We start from the raw sequence: 18,871 nt of genomic DNA on the forward strand, positions 1-18,871 counted from the left end.
TGGGCAGGTTCTGCATCGTCAGCTTCGCCAGCAGCGCTTCCACGGTCTTGCGGTACTCGCCGATCAGCGCGCGCTCGGTCTTGCGTTCCTCGGTATGGCCGAAGACATCGAACGCAGTGCCGCGCAAGCCCTTGAGCTTGGCCAGCAGTCCGAAGGCTTTCACCATCCAGGGGCCGAACTCCTGCTTGATGAGATGGCCGTCCGCATCGCGCTTGGCGAACAGCGGCGGCGCGAGGTGATACTTGACCTTGTAGTCACCCTCGAACATGCCATCGATCCTGGCCTTGAACGCGGCATCCGTATGCAGGCGCGCGACCTCGTACTCATCCTTGTAGGCCATGAGCTTGAACAGGTAACGGGCAACCGCTTCGGTCAGCTTCAGCGCGCGGCCGTCGCCGACAACATCCGCTTCCGCCGCCTTCACCTTGTCGACGAAGCTGCGGTACTGGCTTGCGTACTTCGCATCCTGGTACTTGGTGAGGAAGTCGACACGGGTCTCGACCAGTGCCTCCAGCGAAGGCGAACGCTTGAACTCGATCACCTGCGCCTGCACGTCGTTCATCTTGGCAAGGCGTTCAACCGCTGCCCAGTCATGGGCCGCATTGCGTCCCCAGACAAAAGCCTGCTTGTTGAACTCGACCGACACGCCGTTGAGTTCGATCGCCTTGTTCAGCGCCGCCTCGGACAGCGGCACCCAGCCCTTCTGCCATGCATAGCCGAGCATGAACATGTTGGTGGCGATGGTGTCGCCCATCAGCGCGGTCGCAACCTTGCCGGCATTGATGAAGTCGACGCGGTCGGCGCCGCACGCATTGCGGACGTCCGCTTCCGCCGATGACGACGGGAATTGCCAGTTCGGGTTCTTCACGAAGGCCGCGGTCGGCGATGCGGTCGCATTGACGGCGGCATAGGTGCGTCCCTCGCCCATGCGGCTCAATGCATCGCGGCTGGCGGCCACGATCTCGTCGCAGCCGATCACGAGGTCGGCCGCGCCGGTGCCGACGCGGGTCGAATGGATGTCTTCCTGGCGATCCGCCAGGCGCACGTGCGACATCACCGCGCCGCCCTTCTGCGCGAGGCCGGTCATGTCGAGCACGGATACGCCCTTGCCTTCCAGGTGCGCCGCCATCGCGATGATCTGCCCGATGGTGATGACGCCGGTGCCGCCGACGCCCGTCACCAGGATGCCGAAGGGTTGCGCCGTGCCGGGCACCTTCGGGTGCGGCAGGTTGCTGCCCTGCAGGATCGGCAGTTTCTTCGCGCCGGCATCGTCATTGACAGCCGCCTTCTTCGGCTTGCGCAGCTGTCCGCCTTCGACCGTGACGAAGCTCGGGCAGAAGCCCTTCACGCAGGAGAAGTCCTTGTTGCAGGTCGACTGGTTGATCTGGCGCTTGCGGCCGAATTCGGTGTCCAGCGGTTCGACCGACAGGCAGTTCGATTGCACGCTGCAATCGCCGCAGCCTTCGCACACCGCTTCATTGATGACGGCGCGCTTGGCCGGGTCCGGGTACAGCGGCTTGCCGTCCGGGCCGGTCTTCTTCCGGCGGCGGCGCTTCTCGGAGGCGCAGGTCTGGTCATAGATGATGGCGGACACGCCCTTCACCTCGCGCAGCTCCTTCTGCACCGCATCGAGTTCATCGCGATGGCGGATGGTGATGCCGGGTGCCCAGTTGATGCCTGCCGGGTACTTCTGCGGATCGTCGGTGACGACGATGATCGGGTTCACGCCTTCGGCCGCGATCTGGCGCGAGATCATCGCCGGGTCGAGCGGGCCGTCCACGTTCTGGCCGCCGGTCATCGCGACCGCGTCGTTGTACAGGATCTTGTAGGTCATGTTGACCTTGGCCGCCACGGCCGCGCGGATCGCCAGCAGGCCGGAGTGGAAATAGGTGCCGTCGCCGAGGTTCTGGAACACATGCTGCTCGTTGGTGAACGGCGCATGACCGACCCAGGTCACGCCTTCCGCGCCCATGTGGGTGAAGGTCGAGGTCTTGCGATCCATCCACAGCACCATGTAATGGCAGCCGATGCCGGCCAGCGCGCGGCTGCCTTCCGGCACCTTGGTCGAGGTGTTGTGCGGGCAGCCCGAGCAGAAGTGCGGGATGCGGTCCTTGGACGGGTCGGGCTTGACGCTGCCGGCCTTGAGCACGGCTTCCTTCGCTTCCAGGTAGGCGATGCGTTCCTTCACGCGCTGCTCGACCGGATGGCCGGCGAAGTACTTGGAAATGCGCGTGGCAATGGCGCGTGCAATCTGTGCCGGGTTCAATTCATAGGTCGCGGGCAACAGCCAGTTGCCGTGGCCTTCGCGGTGGTTGCCGCTCCATTCGCCGGTGTCGTCGAACTTGCCGACCACGCGCGGACGCTGGCCGTCGGGCAGGTTGTACAGTTCTTCCTTCAGCTGGTATTCGAGGATCTGGCGCTTTTCCTCGACCACCAGGATCTCGTCCAGGCCATGCGCGAACTGCTGCACGCCTTCCGCTTCGAGCGGCCAGGTCATGCCGATCTTGTACAGGCGAATGCCGATGTCCTTTGCGACGTTCTCGTCAATGCCAAGGTCGGCCAGCGCCTGGCGCGTATCGAGGTAGGACTTGCCGGCGGTAATGATGCCGATGCGTGCATGCGGGCTGTCCCAGATGATCTGGTTGAGCTTGTTGGCGCGGACATAGGCGAGCGCGGCGTACCACTTGTAGTGGTTCATGCGCGCTTCCTGCTCCAGCACGGCATCCGGATAGCGGATGTTGAGGCCGCCCGGCGGCAGTTCGAAATCGGACGGGATGATGATCTGCTGGCGGAAGGGATCGACGTCGACCGTGGCGCCGGATTCGACGAGGTCGGTCACACATTTCATCGATACCCACAGGCCGGTGTAGCGCGACAGCGCCCAGCCGTGCAGGCCGTAATCGAGGTATTCCTGGATCGAGGACGGATATAGCACCGGGATGCCGCATGCCTTGAGGATGTGCTCGCTCTGGTGGGCGGTAGTGGAAGACTTCGCCGCGTGGTCGTCGCCGGCGATCACCAGCACGCCGCCGTTCTTGTCGGTGCCGGCCATGTTGGCGTGCTTGAACACGTCGCCGCAGCGGTCCACACCCGGGCCCTTGCCGTACCACATCGAGAACACGCCGTCGTACTTGGCATCCGGGAACAGGTTGACCTGCTGCGTGCCCCAGACGGCGGTCGCTGCGAGGTCTTCGTTCATGCCGGGATGGAACTTGACGTGGTGCGCTTCGAGGTACTTGCGCGCCTTCATGGCGGTCATGTCGACGTTGCCGAGCGGCGAGCCGCGGTAGCCGGTGATGTAGCCGGCGGTGTTCAGCCCGGCCTTCAGGTCGCGCTGGCGCTGCATCATGGGCAGGCGGACCAGCGCCTGGGTACCGGTCAGGAAGGCGCGGCCGCTGTCCAGCGTGAATTTATCGTCGAGGGAAATGTTTTCCAGCAGCTGGCGCTGGCCGGGATCCAGGGGTGCGTTCATTGTGTCCTCCAGGCTTTCGATTCATGTTGTGAATGCGGTTTTGTCGTTGCCCGCCAGGTCGTGGCCGGCAACTTTGGCGCGCTCTGTGTCCATGTAACGGCCACGGCGCTTTGTATGCTTCGACAATAACTATAGGAATTCGGCGCGCATGAGTAAAATGGAATTTTGGTGAATCATATATTCGATAATCGAATGGCTATCCAGGACATCTCCACCCGCCACCTCCGCTACTTTCTCGCGGCAGCCGAAACCGGCCAGTTTTCGCTCGCGGCCCACGCGGTGCACGTTTCACAGACCGCGATCACCAACGCCATCGCCACGCTGGAAAGCATGCTCGGCGTCAAGCTGTTCGACCGCCATCCGCATGGTGTGACGCTGACCGCCGAGGGGCATCACTTCGTGCAGCATGCGCAGCATGTGCTGAATGCGCTGAACGATGCGGTGCGCGCGCCGGCCTTCCGCACCTACGACGTCTCCGGCGAGATCCGCATCGCGGCGTCCTACACCGTGATGGGCTACTTCCTGCCGCAGTACCTTGCGCGCTTCCAGCGCACCCATCCCGGCGTGCGGCTCAAGCTGCTGGAACTGCATCGCACGGAACTCGAAGAAGCCGTCAAGAACGGCGATGTCGACGTCGCCATTGCGGTGACCTCCAACGTCGCGCCGTCGAAGGGACTGATGGGAGAAACGCTGGTCCGCTCCCGTCGCCAATTGTGGACCGCGAGCGACCATCCGCTCTGCTCGGCGAGCGAAGTGTCGCTGAAGGAAATCGCGCACTATCCGCTGATCCAGATCATGGTCGACGACGCGGGCGAATCGGCCAAGCGCTACTGGGAAAAACGCGGCCTGGAACCCAACCTCCTGCTGGAGACGGAATCGATGGAGGCGGTGCGTACCTTCGTCGGCCTGGGGCTGGGCGTGGCCATCCTGTCCGACCTCGTGTTCCGTCCGTGGACCCTCGACGGCCGCAAGATCGAAGCGCGCCCGATCACCGACGTCGTGCCGCCAATGGAGATCGGCATCGTGCGCAAGACATCGCGCTTGCAGGCCCCCGCCGCCGAAGCCTTCGCGCGTTTCCTGAAGCTCGCCTGCGGTGCAGCCGCTTGACATTATTTCAATCTGTAACAGAGCGTAAATGCCTTGGAGAAACTCCGGTGTGCTACGTACAGTGAACCTGTGACAGTCGCCATTGGAGTTCCCCATGCATTACGTCCTGCTGTCCATGCTCATCGGTGCCCTGCTCGGCGGCGGCATGGCGGTAGCCCAGTCCTCCAGCGAGCCGGCGAAACCTCCCTACGCGCTCTCCAAGTTCAGCGACCAGTTCAAGGCCGCCGACAAGGATGGCGACGGTGCCCTCACCCGCGAAGAAGCAAAAAATGCCAACCTCACCCGCGTGGTCGACAACTTCGACCGTCTCGACGCGAACAAGGATGGCAAGGTCACGCGCGAAGAAATCCGCGCGCTGCTGCGTTCACGCGTTTCAATCTGAGCGGACCTTCGGCGGGATATTCACCTCGCCCGGCAATAGCGAGTTGGCCGGCAAGGCGTCCTGCTTTTTCAGGCGTTCATACATCGGCGTGAAGTCCGGCGCGGTGGCATCGAACAGCTGCTGGTAATCGCGGATCACGAAATACGTTTCCTGGTACGAATCGATCTTGTACAAGGTGCGCATGATGCGCTCCGCATCCAGAGCAATGCGTCGCGGCGTCGGGCTGGTCAGGCAATATTCGATCTCGCCGCCCGACGACAGGATGCCGGCGCCATAAGCGCGCAGCCCATGCGGGCTTTCAATCAGGCCGAATTCCACCGTGTACCAGTACAGGCGTGCCAAGTACTTCAGCGCATCGAGATTGAGTGCCTTGATGCCGCCCTTGCCGAACTGCTGCAGGTGATCGGCAAACACCGGATTGAACAGCAGCGGCACATGCCCGAAAAAGTCGTGGAAGATGTCCGGCTCGACGATGTAATCGAACTCGTCCGGATCGCGCAGCCATACAGTGACCGGGAAGCGCCGCTCGGCCAGATGCTCGAAGAAGGTCAGGTCGGGAATCAGCCCCGGCACTGCAACCAGTTCCCAGCCGGTCGCCTTGTACAGCGCCTCGGTGGTGCGATCGAGCCGCGGGATTTCGCCGGCGGCGTCGAGCTTGTCGAGGCTTTCGATGAACATCTCGCACGCGCGGTCCGGCACCAGCTTCGCCTGCCGCTGGTACAGCCTGCGCCAGAGCGCATGCTGCTCCGGCGTATAGGCTGCCCAGTCCTGCTTCACGACATAGCGCTCGTCGCAACTACTGTAATCGCCGCGCAGCTTGCCGCCATCCGACTTTTCTTCCAGGGTCTTGAAAAAATCTGCCTGGTCGACAGTGGTGTTCATGATGACGCTCCTTAAGCGGACACCTTGTCGTCTTTCAGCACACCGCGGCGAATCTGGTCCAGCTCGATCGATTCAAACAGCGCGCGGAAATTACCCTCGCCGAAGCCCTGGTCGCCCTTGCGCTGGATGATCTCGAAGAAGATCGGGCCGATCACGGTCTGGGTGAAGATCTGCAGCAGCAGTTCGCGCGTCGACGCATTGCTGTTGCCGTCGATCAGGATGCGCAGACGGCGCAGTTCATCCAGATTCTCGCCGTGGCCGGGCAGGCGCTTGTCGACGAGGTCGTAATACGTGTCGATGGTGTCCTGGAAAGCGACTTCGGCCTTCTTCATGCTGGCCACGGTGCTGTAGACGTCGTCGGTGCCAAGCGCGATGTGCTGGATGCCCTCGCCGTGGTAGAGGTCGAGGTATTCCGCGATCTGCGACTTGTCGTCCGACGACTCGTTGATCGGGATGCGGATCTTGCCGCAGGGCGAAGTCATCGCCTTCGACTTCAGGCCGGTCAGCTTGCCTTCGATATCGAAGTAGCGGATCTCGCGGAAGTTGAAGAAACGCTCGTAGAATTCTGCCCACTCCTTCATGCGGCCGCGATGCACGTTGTGCGTCAGGTGGTCGATGTAGGTCAGGCCGTGGCCTTTCGGATTCGCGACCGCGCCGGGAATGGCGACGAAGTCGACGTCGTAGATGCTGATGTCGCCGATTGCGCCCTGCTCGCCTTCCTTGCCGCGCCAGCGGTCGACGAAGTAGATCAGCGAGTCGCCGATGCCCTTGATCGCCGGAATGTTCAGTTCCATCGGACCGGTCTTGTTGTCGAAGCCCCAGGCGCCCAACTCAAGAGCGCGCTTGTACGCATACGCGGCATCCTTCACGCGGAAGGCGATGGCGCAGATCGACGGACCGTGCTGGCGCGCGAAGCGCTGCGCGAAAGAATCCTTCTCGGCATTGATGATGAAATTGACTTCACCCTGGCGGTAGAGGGTCACGTCCTTGTGGCGATGACGCGCGATCGCGGTAAAACCCATCTGCTCGAAGAGCGCGCCCAGCGCCTTCGGGTCGGGGGCGGCGTACTCGATGAACTCGAAGCCGTCGGTCCCCATCGGGTTTTCCCAGGGTTGAAAATCCATGCCTGTCTCCTGTCAGAATTTTGTTAAACAGCTAAAAACAGTATAGTCAGGAGGGGGTGGCAGATGATTGCAAAATCGGCCCACATGGTCGCCAGTTTGGCAATAAAATTGCTAAACATTTTTTGAATTTGGTGATCCATGTCAAAAATCAACCTGGACAAAACCGACCTCAAGATTCTTTCCATCCTGCAATCGAACGGACGGCTGACCAACCAGGAAGTGGCGGAAAAGGTGAACCTCTCACCCTCGCCCTGCCTGCGCCGTATCAGGAACCTGGAAGAATCCGGAGTGATCCGGCAATACGTGGCGCTGCTCGATCCGGACAAGATCGGACTCGGGCTGCTCGCCTACGTCAACGTGCGGCTGGAAAAGCACAGCGACTCGCCGACGGGCAGCTCGCGCTCGCCCCGCGCGGATTTTGCGGCGTCGGTGGAGAACTGGCCGGAAGTGGTCGCCTGCTATGCGATGACGGGCGAGATGGATTACCTGCTGCGCGTGCACGTGGAAGACATGGAGCACTTTTCGCAATTCATGATGGAAACGCTGCTCAAGCACCCTGCGGTGCTTGATGTGAAGTCGAGCTTTGCGCTGCAGCGCATCAAGGACACGACCGCGCTGCCGCTCGTCTGACTATTTCTTCATCCCAGGCAATTTGCGCCACCACTTGATCGCCGCCTTGGTATTGGCCTTGAGCGTGTAGTCGAGCGAGGCAAACTGCTCCTCGACCGCCTCGGCCAGCATGCTGCCCGGATTCGCCGGGCTCAGCCTGAGGTAGGCATCCGCCTCGCCGTAGTCGCGTCGGATTTCCATTCCCGCCTTTTTCGCGATATGGATCATGGTCTGGTTCGACGACAGGCAATGCATGTAGAGCGTGTCCACATCCTCATTGCGGCAATGGATGGCCGCGCGCTCGAAGAGCTTGGAACCGACGCCCTTGCCGCGCGCACTGGCGGAAACCGAGACGCCGAACTCCGCGATCTGCGCCTTCAGCGTGGCATCGCTCAGCACCGGATTGGCTTCGCGCGGTGCAAAGGCCAGGTGGCCGACACCGACCAGCGCGAGATTGTCGTCGTACACGCCGAACACCGTATCCCGTGTGAAATCCAGTGTCTGCACGTAACGGGTAATCAGGTCGTCCGGCAGCACCATGCCGAAACGCAACAGGCGGTCGCTGCTGTCCAGCGCAAGGAAATGCATCAGCAGCCGGCGTCGGTCGCGCTCAGACAATTCCTTCACACGCACACTCGGCTTGTCGCCGGAAAGCTGGTCGGCGTTTTCGTTGTTCATGTCGGGTGGAGGCGTCAGGCCTCCCAGTTCATTCGATTTCATTACGCACTCCTCTCGCAAACGAGTTTTTGTGCGATGCACAATGCCATTTTAGGCGATCTCCCGGCGCGCTAACCGCACCAGTTGAGAATATTTGAGCCACTTGATTCGCCTCAATGCAAGAATGGGTCAAACCGTGGTCAGCGTTACGTAAAACCCACAATTGCTGTCAATTTTGCAACGCTAAACAATGCCCATTCCCCATTTGTTGAAGGACGTCAAGATGAGCGCATCTCCCCGCAAGTTCTTCTCCGCATTATTACTCACCGGCATGGCAATTTCAGCCAGCGCGGAAGACGGCGTGACGGACTCCACCATCCTGATCGGACAGACCGTCGGCCTTACTGGGACCGTCGCCGGCCCGGTCAAGGAAATGAATGAAGGGGCAATGGCCTACCTCCACCAGGTCAACAAGAAAGGCGGTGTGCACGGCCGCCAGATCGTTGTAAAAATGCTGGACGACAAGTTCGATCCGGCGCTGACCCTGCAGAACGCCGAGACACTGATCAAAAAGGAGCACGTGTTCGCCCTGTTCCAGGGACGCGGCACACCGCACACGCAAGCCATCGTGCCGCTGCTGGAGCAGCACAATGTCCCCCTGCTGGCCCCGAGCACCGGCGCCGCAGTCTTCCATACGCCGGTCAACCGCCTGCTGTTCAATATCCGCGCCAAGTACCAGGACGAGGTCGCAAAGGCCATCGAGCACTTCACGACGATCGGCATCAACCGCATCAGCCTGCTGCATGTGGACGATGCGTTCGGACAGGACGGATTGGAAGGGTTCAAGAAGGCGATGGCGGCGCACAAGCTGGAACCGGTATCGGTCACCCCGTTCGCCCGGGTCAATCCTGACTGCAAGTCGACGGCAGCGGAAATCATCAAGGCAAATCCGGGCGCGCTGGTGATCGTCAGCTCGGCAAAAAATACCGCCGAAGTCATCAAGGCCATCCGCGCCCAAGGCGGGCAGATGCAGATCATGACCATGTCCAACAACTCGTCGCAAGCCTTCGTCGACGACCTCGGTTCGGCCAGCCAGGGCATCATCGTTTCGCAGATCACCCCCGCGCCGCACCTGCTGTCCACGCCGCTGGGGCAGGAGTTCACGCAGGCGGTGAAGGAAACCAAGGCAACCGTTTCCTATGCCGCGATGGAAGGATTCGTGAATGCGAAGGTGCTGGTGGAAGCGTTGCGCCGCGCCGGCCCCAAGCCGACCCGGGCGGGCTTCGTGAAAGCGCTGGAGTCGATGCAGCGCGTCGATTTTGGCGGCCTCATGGTCACCTACGGCGCCAACGACCATACCGGTAGCGAGTTCGTCGAACTCACGATGATTGGCAAGAACGGCCGCTTCGTGCGCTGAACCTTCAATCTCCCACTGCACAAGTCCTAAATGCGTGCCTCCCAACGCGGGCTGGCACGCCCAAGGATGTCACGCGCAAACTGTTCTGCCGGAACCGGCTGGCTCAGGTAATAGCCCTGCAGGATGTCGCAGGCCTGTTCGCCGAGGAAGCGCAGCTGCGATTCCGTTTCCACGCCTTCCGCCACTACCTCCAGCCGCAAGCTGTGCGCCAGCGCGATGATGCCGGTGACGATGGCCGCGTCGTCGACGTCATGCGGCACGTCGCGCACGAAGGAACGGTCGATCTTGATGATGTCGACCGGGAAGCGTTTCAGGTAGGACAGCGACGAGTACCCGGTACCGAAATCGTCGATCGACAGGCGCACGCCGAGACCGCGCAGGCGATGCAGCGCCTCCAGCGTATCCTGCGCATTCTCCATCAAGGTGCTTTCGGTGATCTCTAGTTCCAGCAGGCTCGGCGCCAGGCCGGTGTCGGCCAGCACCTGCTCGACCGTCGCCGCGAAATCCTTTTTCAACAGCTGTTTCACCGACAGGTTCACCGCGATACGGATGGTTGGCAGGCCGGACTTGAGCCAGGCCTGCACTTGCGCGCAAGCCGTGCGGAGCACCCATTCGCCAACCGCGTTGATGAGTCCGGTCTCCTCGGCCAGCGGAATGAATTCGACCGGCGACACCATGCCGCGCGTCGGATGGCGCCAGCGCACCAGCGCCTCTGCGCCGATCACCTCGCCGCTGGACACGCGCGCCTGCGGCTGGAAGAACACTTCAAGCTCGCCGCGTTCGATGGCGCGCCGCAAGTCATTCTCCATGCGCACGTGTTCCGAAATCGAGTGTTCCATCGAGGCTTCGAAGAACTGGAAGCCGCTGTTGGTTTTCTTGGCGCGGTACATCGCCGTGTCGGCATGCTTGAGCAGGGTGCCGACATCGGTGGCGTCATGCGGATACATCGAAATGCCGACGCTGGTGGTCACGAAGATGTCGTGGCCGTCGATCTGGAACGGCGCGGCCAGCGCGCGACAGATATTCTGCGCGGCGGTGACGGCGGCATTCGGGCCGGCCACTTCGGTCAGCACGACGGTAAATTCGTCGCCGCCCAAACGCGCGACGCAATCCGCATTCCGCACGCTGCGGCGGATGCGTTGCGCCACCGCGACCAGCAAGCGGTCGCCAACGTCGTGGCCGAGCGTGTCATTGACGTTCTTGAAGCGGTCGAGGTCGAGGAAGAGCACAGCGACGGCCTCCCCCGCCACCCTCGCCTGCTCGATGCGGCGGCCGAGCTGGTCCATGAACAGCGCACGGTTCGGCAGGCCGGTCAGCAAGTCGTTGTACGCGAGGTGGCGGATGCGCTTTTCCGCCTGGTTCGCTTCGATGATGCGCCGCACGCGCTGTGACAGCACCGCGAAATGGATCGGTTTCGGAATGTAGTCGCTGGCGCCGGCGGCGAAGGCGCGCTCGACCGAGGTATTGTCTTCCAGCGCGGTAATCATCAGCACCGGGATCGCGCGACCGTTGGGCAGTTCCTGCACCCGGGCACAGGCGGTGAAGCCATCCATCACCGGCATCACGGCATCCATCAGGATAACGTCGGGCTGCATGCGCTTGAGCATCTGCAGCGCCTGCGCACCATCAGCCGCTTCCTCGACGCGGAAGCCGTCGCGCTGCAGCGTATGGCGCAGCGAGCTGCGCGTGCTGCGGTCGTCGTCGACCACCAGCACCTGCGCGATCTCTTCACCCTGGCGGATGCTCAGGCGGTCTTCGATGAACACTTCGCTGCCCAGCACGGCGGCCACCGCCTCGAAGGCCTGGCGCAGGCGGCCGATCAGCGGCTGGATGTCCGAGACCCGGTGCTCGATCGCCAGCTCTTCCGCCTCCTTCGCCAGCTGCGCAAGTGCGGATGCGCCGAGGTTGCCGCTGCTGCCCTTGATCGAATGCGCCATCGCGCGCGCGGTATCGGCATCGCTGTCCTTGACGGCCTCCTCCAGCTCGTTCAGATAGCCTGGCGTGTCTTCGAGGAAGGGTGTCACGGTGTGCTGCAGCGCGGGCCCGAGAATTTCGCGCAGCTTGTCGAACACGTCGAGGTCGAGCGGACTGCCGTCGAGCTCGTGGGCGCTGACCGCCGGCAGTTGCACGCGACCTGCTGTCTCGGTGCGCGCCAGCCAGCGTTCGAGCTTGTGCCGCAGTTCGACCAGGGTGATCGGCTTGGCCAGGTAGTCGTCCATGCCGAAGGCAAGGCACTTCTCGGCATCGCCCGGCTGGGTATTGGCTGTCATGGCGACGATCGGCGTACGGCGGCCGAGCGGCTCCTCGAAAGTGCGGATGTGCGCGGTGGCTTCGTAACCGTCCATCTCCGGCATGCTGCAATCCATCAGGATCAGGTCGAAGCGGTCGCGGCGCGCCGCATCCACTGCTTCGCGGCCGTTGGCTGCGAATTCGCATTCGCAGCCATTCATCGCGAGCATACCGGCGGCGACCATCTGGTTGGTGCGGTTGTCCTCGGCGACCAGCACGCGGTATTCCTTGACGGCGGCATGGATGGCGGCTGGCTGCGACGCCGTGAACACCGCGGCTGCGCTTGCCTGCTCATCCGGCAGCAGGCGGCGCACGGCGTCCATCAGACGGTCCAGCCGCAGCGGCTTGCCGAGGTAGAGGTCGGCCCCGAGCGAACTGCTGCCCATCGGCGACGCGTAGCGGTCCAGCACCAGGATGCGCGGCATGGCGGCGCCCATGTCGATGCGCAGGCGGCGTACGAGGTCATTGCCGCGCTCATCCACCGCATCGACATCCATGATGACGAGGTCGTACGGCACGCGCACTTCATCGGCGCGAGCGATGTCGGCGAGCGCCGCCGTACCGCTGTTGGCGGTCCGGCAGTGCATGCCGGCACGGGTCAGGTTCTGGTCGACAAAGTTGCGCACGATCTCGCTGCCGTCGACGACGAGCACGCGCACTCCCTGCAGTGCCCGGTTATCAACTGATGCCGGTTTCGGCTCGGCGGGCTTGCAGCGTACGGAGAACCAGAAGATGCTGCCCCTGCCCTGCTCGCTTGAGACGCCGATGTCGCCGTTCATCAGGGCAACGAGCTGCTTGCAGATGGCAAGACCAAGGCCGGTGCCTCCGTACTTGCGTGTGGTCGAACGGTCGGCCTGGGCAAAGGATTCGAAGATATGCTTGACGGCTTCCTGGCTCATGCCGATGCCGGTATCGCTGACAGTGAAGCGCAGGCCGAATTCCGCCGCGCCGTCCACGGAAATGCGCACCGCCACTTCGCCCTTCTCGGTGAACTTGACCGCATTGCCGATCAGGTTAAGCAACACCTGGCGCAGGCGCAGCGAATCGCCTCGGATGCGCCCCGGCACATCGGGCGCGATCAGGTAACCGATCTCGAGGCCTTTCTGCTGTGCCTGCTTGGCCAGCAGTTCGATCACTTCCTCGACCAGCTTGCGCAGGTCGAACTCGATTTCCTCGAGTTCGAGCTTGCCGGCTTCCATTTTGGAAAAGTCGAGGATGTCGTTGATCAGCTCGATCAGCGCGTGCGAGGAATTCCATGCGACATCCACGCATTCCTGCTGGCGTTTGGTCAGGCGCATTTCCTTGAGCATGTCGAGCATGCCGACCACGCCATTGAGCGGCGTACGCACTTCATGGCTGACGGTGGCGGCGAACTGCGTCTTCATCAGGGCGGTGCGGAGCGCTTCGTCGCGCGATTGCTTCAGCTCGGCCTCGCGCTCTTCCAGCACGTCCATCATCTTGTTGAATGCATGCGCCATCTCGACAATGTCGCGCGGGCCGGCGGGCACCGCGCGCATGCCGGATTCGCCGGCCTCGGCGCGTCCCATCAGCTTGGACAGCGCATTAAGCGGGCGGATCATGTGGCGTGCGAGCAGTCGCATGATGCCGAGCAGGACGGCTGCGAACGACAGCGTGATCGCGAGGTTGCCGATCAACAGCGAGGCAACCAGGCGGTTGAGGGTGCCCTTGCCGACGACCACATGGACATAGCCGAGCAATTGCTGCTTGTTCTCCTGCACTTCAAAGGGCGAGGTGTCGGCCTGGCCGCCGTACACGGGCGCCATGAAGTGCCATTCGCTGCCGGTTTCCTGGACCAGTGTACCGCGCGTGACGGGAATGGCGACCGTCGGCATGCTCGACATCGCCTCGCTTCCCGGCTTGACCTGGGACAGCAGGACCTGCTGCGCGGTGTTCGTGATCCGCACCTGCACAACGTCCGGGAAGGCCAGCGTCGTATTGACGCCTTCACGCACGTTGTCGGGCGAGTGGTAGAGGAGCGCGAGCACACTCTGCAGCGCAAGGTTCTCGGTGATGCGCTGTCCCTGCTCCACCAGATAGCCTTCCATGCGCCTGCTGGCTTCCCAGGAGTTCATCAGCGAAGAGAACAAGGCGAGGCCGAGAATGGCCGCGCTGACGACAACCGTCAGCTGGCGGCGGAAACCGGTGCGGCTCAGGAACTTGCGGAACATCATGGTGAAACAGGAATCGAAAGCCGGCGGGATACGGCGGCGCCCGGGGATGCTTGCTTGGTCTTGTTATTGTTCGTACAGGACATCAGGGCTCCGGAAAGACGAAGTCGAAACTGCGTTGTTGTTGATAACCGATGACCAGCCCGATATGGCTGGCGGTCCGGAGGTTGACGGCCGTCTGCACCTCGCGCAGGGGCGTCACCCCCTTGCGGCGGAAGTCGCCGGACATGGCCGCCAGCGCCGAACTGGCCAGCGTGCGGCCGAGCTCGAGGTTGTTCGGATAGAGCGCGAACAGCGCTCCTTTCTTCACATGCAGGAAGCTGCTCGAGAAGACCGGGACATTGCGGTTCCAGGATTCCTTGAGGACCAGCGGGAGGATGGTGTTTTCATCGACTGTGGTCGAATCCTGCGGCAGCCACACCGCGTCGCGCTTGCCGTCGGTGGAGGCAAAGGCGGTCTCGTAGGCGCGTGCGGCGGCGGCAAGGTCGCGCGCCTCGTAGGCGGCAAGCTCCAGTCCGTGTGCCTTGGCTGCATCACGCGCGATCTTGATCAGCCATTCATTGTGCTGCGGGTTGTAGACGACGACCACGCGCTTCACACCGGGCATCAGGTTCTTCAGGCGGGTAAAGAGCAGGCCCGGGTCGGGCGTCAGGCTGATTCCCATCAGGCTGCGGTTCTCCGCCTCCGGAATTGCGAGCACGCCGCCGACCACGACGGGAATTGTGCTGTCGAGCGAGGAGGTGGCCTTCAATCCCTGGCGACCCAGCGCGATCACCGCCTTCGTGCCGTTCTTTTTCAACAGTCCGCCGAGTTCCGCTGGGTCCTGGCCGGGCCCGATGGGGTAGGTGCGCACCGCGAGCCGCGCGCCGTCCTCGATGCCTTCAATGATCTTGGCAAACACGCTGCGATAGGGCTCGCCGATGTCCGGATAGACCACGGCGAGCACGCCGGGCGGGAGCGCATCGAGGCGCTTGGACGGGTCGCTCAATTCCGCGAGGCTGATAGGGCTCAATGCATAGCGCGCGCCCTGCATCTCGCCGCGGAATTCGATCGGGTTGTAGGACAGCTCGAACTGCCGGCTGGTAGAAACGCCCTCGAGAGATAATCCGTCCGCCCATGCCGGCGCCGCACCGACGGCGCCGACAAACGCCAGGACGGGCACGCAATAGCGCGCACCGGTCCAGGTGGGTTTGCTGAGCGGAGATTTCGCCGTCATTTGAAGTTATTGGGACAAACGGTCACGGTAATGTATCAGAGGATATCGCAGTTCCAGCGAGGGCTATCGTCCGGAATGGCCCGATTGACGGGGAATCCGGCATGGCGCGCACCAAATCGCGGCCGGATGCCATGGGTCAGGCTCAAAGGGCGTGCTGGAACTGCAGGTACAGTGCGCGCCCTGGCAGCGGCAGGTCAAACGGGATGCTGCCCGGTGCGAAGCTCGGTTCCCGCGCATCGCGGTCGAATAAGTTGCGCAAGGTGGCCCGGAGATCCCAGTTGCCCGCGACCTTTTCCCGGCGGACGGTCAGGTCGACCGTCGTGTAATCGGGGACCGGCGGGCGGGCATCTCCAAGCTGGCGCTTGCGGTCGGCCACGTAGTTCACTGTCGTTCCCATCTGCCAAAGCGGCGCAAAGCGCCAGTCCGCGTGCGCATACATGCGCTTGCGCGGCGCGAGACCGGCATCCTGCCCGGTCGCCTTGTCGGTGGAATGCTGCAGCGAGATATTGCCGGTCAGGCGGAGGTTGCGGTCGGCGTCCCACACCACTTCCAGTTCGACGCCGCGGCCGGTCTGCGCGCCGCCGTTCTGCGCGGTTGTGCCGGTCGAGGGATCGGCATTCGGCACGAATCGGATGATGTCATCCATGCGATAGCGGAACAGGCTCAGGTTGGTCTGCACGCTGGCCTGAGGATGCCAGGAGAAGGACAGCTCGTTGGTCGCAATGGTTTCCGGCTTCAGGTCCGGATTGCCGCGGTTGACCGGGTTGTTGATGCTGTACTGCTCGGTGAATGACGGCGCGCGGAAAGCGCGTCCGTGCAGTGCCTTGATCACGACGTTGTATGCCGCGTCCCACACCAGCGCCAGACGCGGGTTGGTGGTGCTGCCGAAATCGGAATAGCGGTCATGCCGCACACCCGCCGTCAGCGCCCAATCCTTCGCGAGGCTCCACTCATCCTGCACGAATCCGTACACCAGGCGCCGCTTGTTCGGCTGCATGTAGACGAGCGACGGATCGTTGGTCGCATCGACCATGCCGGACAAGGGCACGAAGACCGGACCCACGCCGGGGATGGTGGCGATGGTGAAGTTCTTCAGCTCGGTCGTGCGGTACATGTCGTCGAGGCGGCCTCCCAGCCCGAACCGGACGCGATGATCGTGGAACCCGGTGTAGAACGTGGACACACTCGCATGGGTATGGCGCTCCGAGTGGCTCGGGTTGCCGATGACGCCGCCCGGGAAGGCGCCGCCGAACGCGCCCGGCGGAAACAGCATGAACGGCGGGTCGCCGGCCTTTTCCTTCACGTCGTAGTAGCCCAGCGTGCCGGAGACATCCCAGTTCTGCGCCCAATTAACCTTTTGGTAGGTGAGGTCCATGTACAAGCGGTCTTCGGGCACGCGGCTGTATGGGTCGAGGCTTTCCGCGAGGCCGGCGCCGATGCCGACCTTGCGCTTCTGGAAGCCGGCGCGAAAGCGCCATTCATCCAGTGACAGGTCGGCGCGGGCATCGAAGGCCTCGCGCACGGTATTGACCGATCCCGGCGCCAGCGAGGCGCGTGTGCCGAACAGGGAATCGAGCGATGACTGGAGGTCGCGCTGGATCACTTCCTTGTGGCCATCGGTATGGCCGACGCGCATGTAGAACGCGGCATCGAAGGGCCCCATCTTGCCTCCGTGCTGGATCCACGCATCCTGCGTATTGAACGAGCCGGCGCGCACGCCGTACTCGGTGCCTGCAATCTGGGCGGCCGTCTTGGTGATGATATTGATGACACCGGAATACGCATCCGCACCATAGAGCGCGGAGCCCGGTCCGCGAATGACTTCGATGCGGGCCACGTTCTCCAGCGGGAAACCGCCCCAGCCGAGGCCGCGGTCGCCGACGAACACATTCGTGATCGGGATCCCGTTCACCAGCATGAGGACCTGCGGGTTGTAGCTGGTGAAGATGCCGCGGAAGCTGTAGATCGGATGGTAGGCCAGCGAGGACACCGATACATGCAGGCCAGGTACGCGCTCGAGTGCCTGGTCGAGGTCGGTTGCGCCCATCGCCTCGATGTCCTTCGCGGTGATGACCGTTGCCACCGCTGGTGCGCGCGCAATCGTTTGCTGGCTGCCGGTAGCGATGCTGATGGAAGCCTTGTCGCCGTAGGCGAGCGCCAGGTCATCCTCCTCGGAGGACTGTGCGGCGACGCCGCCGGCCCACATTAAACCAAGCAACAGGGGAAGGGTACGACGGTGCAATCGGCGCGCTGAACGCATGGGCTGGGTTCTCCTCAAATCCGGCTTATCCCGAATTACTTATTAGTCAACCCAGCCTCCGTTCCCGTACGGCTAGCCGAGTGGAGACCACGGTCGCTTGGGTGGTCCGTCGTATAGGATATCGGTACAACGGGACGGATACAAGGTTCCTTCCTTCCGTTCTGTCGCTTCGATATAGCACGGCTGCATCCCCGCGAGGAAAACGGGGAACATGAAGAGATAGAACTCCTGGCGCGACAAACCGAGGTCCGCGCCCAGCGCAGCGACGATGGCCGCATAGTTCATCTTCATGCGCCAGCGTCCGCCGAGCAGCACTTCTTCCACATCAAAGGCGAGCTTCAGGTAGCGTCCATCTGCCAGTCCTGCTTCCTTCGCCAGGTCCATCATCGGCTTGATGCGTTCATCGCCGTTGATGATCGGCCTGCCGTAGCCGCCGATGTTGCGATGGGTTTCAAGCTCTTCGCGTATGCATTCGGCCAAATCATCGCCGGCATCGACGCGTTCGGCTGCACGGAAGAAGAAATCGATCGCGCGTGCGAGAATGCCGCCGCCGTAAATCGATGCTTCCGAGATCGCCAGCGCCGCCGCGACGCCCATGGTGCCGGTGCTGCGCGCGCTTGCCGCGAGTGCGGCGACACGGTTGTTCCAGAGGCGGACATCGGGATAGCTGGTGTAGGTCCAGATTGCGTGCATGACCCGCAGCTGCGGCTGCGAGAAGCGGCGGCCGGTGACGCCGTACACATACAGCTCCAGCCAGTCCATGTCCTTGAGGTCGGCATGCAGGTCGCGACCACGGAAAATGACACGGCTGCCCGGATAGAAGGTGCCCATCCGGCTCTTGATCGGCCCGATGTTCTGGAGCAGCAGGTCAGGGCCTTGTGCTTGATCGCTCATGCATCCTCCTTGTCCACGCCGTCCGAAAGCTCGACCGTCCCGAACGGGAATTTCTTGTACCCAAGCGGGCGCTGCTCGAGTGCATGTGCGGCAGCGCCAGGCAAGCGCAGCAGCAGGTGCAGCATCTCGCCCTGCTCCGCCGAAAAGCCGAGGTCGGCAAGCGCCGCCGCGGCCACACCGGACATCGCCAGCGGCAGGCCGATCGCACGCTCGAGTGCTTCGCGATGCGCGTCCAGCCACGGCAGGAACGCGCCTTCGCTGAGGCGCGCGAGGCAGGACAGCGCCTGCCGCACCGGCGTTGCCGTGCTTACGCCGTTGGGATCGAAGCCCGGCGGCTGGTCCGATGCCGGCCAGATGCTGCCGTCGCCATCGG

13 protein-coding genes are annotated in these 18,871 nt (G+C 62.9%); 4 read left to right on the top strand and 9 right to left on the bottom strand.

Going from position 1 to position 18,871, the window contains the following annotated elements; translation table 11 throughout:
• Positions 1-3,472: indolepyruvate ferredoxin oxidoreductase family protein (locus AYR66_RS23420; RefSeq protein ID WP_088710019.1), on the bottom strand; the 3,472-nt coding region annotated here is incomplete at its 3' end.
• 192 nt (positions 3,473-3,664) lie between these two features.
• On the opposite strand from AYR66_RS23420, the gene AYR66_RS23425 reads away from it, so the two are divergent.
• The gene (locus tag AYR66_RS23425; RefSeq protein ID WP_088709514.1) at positions 3,665-4,579 is read left to right on the top strand and encodes a LysR family transcriptional regulator; all 915 of its coding nucleotides are present in this window, start codon (positions 3,665-3,667) and stop codon (positions 4,577-4,579) included.
• A 94-nt stretch (positions 4,580-4,673) separates the two neighbouring features.
• The gene (locus AYR66_RS30620) at positions 4,674-4,961 is read left to right on the top strand and encodes an EF-hand domain-containing protein (protein ID WP_088709515.1); all 288 of its coding nucleotides are present in this window, start codon (positions 4,674-4,676) and stop codon (positions 4,959-4,961) included.
• On the opposite strand, the gene phhA is transcribed toward AYR66_RS30620, so the two are convergent.
• Positions 4,953-5,843, bottom strand: a complete 891-nt coding sequence (phhA, locus tag AYR66_RS23435; protein ID WP_088709516.1) for a phenylalanine 4-monooxygenase — start codon at positions 5,841-5,843, stop codon at positions 4,953-4,955. The genes AYR66_RS30620 and phhA overlap by 9 nt on opposite strands.
• A gap of 11 nt (positions 5,844-5,854) precedes the next feature.
• On the bottom strand, positions 5,855-6,967 hold the full coding sequence (gene hppD, locus AYR66_RS23440; protein ID WP_088709517.1) for a 4-hydroxyphenylpyruvate dioxygenase: 1,113 nt from the start codon (positions 6,965-6,967) through the stop codon (positions 5,855-5,857).
• Between the two features lie 138 nt (positions 6,968-7,105).
• On the opposite strand from hppD, the gene AYR66_RS23445 reads away from it, so the two are divergent.
• Entirely contained in the window at positions 7,106-7,597 is a 492-nt protein-coding gene (locus tag AYR66_RS23445) for an Lrp/AsnC family transcriptional regulator (RefSeq protein ID WP_088709518.1), read from the top strand.
• Here the strand turns inward: AYR66_RS23445 and AYR66_RS23450 are convergent, their stop codons facing one another.
• Positions 7,598-8,254, bottom strand: a complete 657-nt coding sequence (locus AYR66_RS23450) for a GNAT family N-acetyltransferase (RefSeq protein WP_170942347.1) — start codon at positions 8,252-8,254, stop codon at positions 7,598-7,600. It lies immediately after the preceding gene.
• Positions 8,255-8,516: 262 nt separating this feature from the next.
• Between AYR66_RS23450 and AYR66_RS23455 the strand changes: the two genes are divergently transcribed.
• Positions 8,517-9,650, top strand: coding sequence for an ABC transporter substrate-binding protein (locus AYR66_RS23455; RefSeq protein WP_088710020.1), 1,134 nt, complete (start codon positions 8,517-8,519; stop codon positions 9,648-9,650).
• Between the two features lie 26 nt (positions 9,651-9,676).
• On the opposite strand, the gene AYR66_RS23460 is transcribed toward AYR66_RS23455, so the two are convergent.
• The 5 genes from AYR66_RS23460 to AYR66_RS23480 all read right to left on the bottom strand — a co-directional run.
• Complete coding sequence (locus AYR66_RS23460) at positions 9,677-14,131, bottom strand: EAL domain-containing protein (RefSeq protein WP_234814993.1); 4,455 nt, start codon at positions 14,129-14,131, stop codon at positions 9,677-9,679.
• Positions 14,132-14,213: 82 nt separating this feature from the next.
• Positions 14,214-15,344 carry an ABC transporter substrate-binding protein gene (locus tag AYR66_RS23465; protein WP_234814994.1) on the bottom strand — a complete coding sequence of 377 codons (1,131 nt, stop codon included), beginning with the start codon at positions 15,342-15,344 and terminating at the stop codon, positions 14,214-14,216.
• Between the two features lie 142 nt (positions 15,345-15,486).
• On the bottom strand, positions 15,487-17,604 hold the full coding sequence (locus AYR66_RS23470; RefSeq protein WP_088709520.1) for a TonB-dependent receptor plug domain-containing protein: 2,118 nt from the start codon (positions 17,602-17,604) through the stop codon (positions 15,487-15,489).
• A gap of 72 nt (positions 17,605-17,676) precedes the next feature.
• Positions 17,677-18,498: a citrate synthase family protein gene (locus tag AYR66_RS23475; RefSeq protein WP_088709521.1), complete on the bottom strand. Its 822-nt coding sequence runs from the start codon at positions 18,496-18,498 to the stop codon at positions 17,677-17,679.
• Positions 18,495-18,871, bottom strand: a 377-nt coding sequence (locus AYR66_RS23480) for a citrate synthase family protein (protein ID WP_474647542.1), incomplete at its 5' end; no start/stop codon positions are given. The genes AYR66_RS23475 and AYR66_RS23480, both read right to left, overlap by 4 nt.

The sequence above is a fragment of the Noviherbaspirillum denitrificans genome (assembly GCF_002211445.1).
Lineage (GTDB): Bacteria > Pseudomonadota > Gammaproteobacteria > Burkholderiales > Burkholderiaceae_D > Noviherbaspirillum > Noviherbaspirillum denitrificans.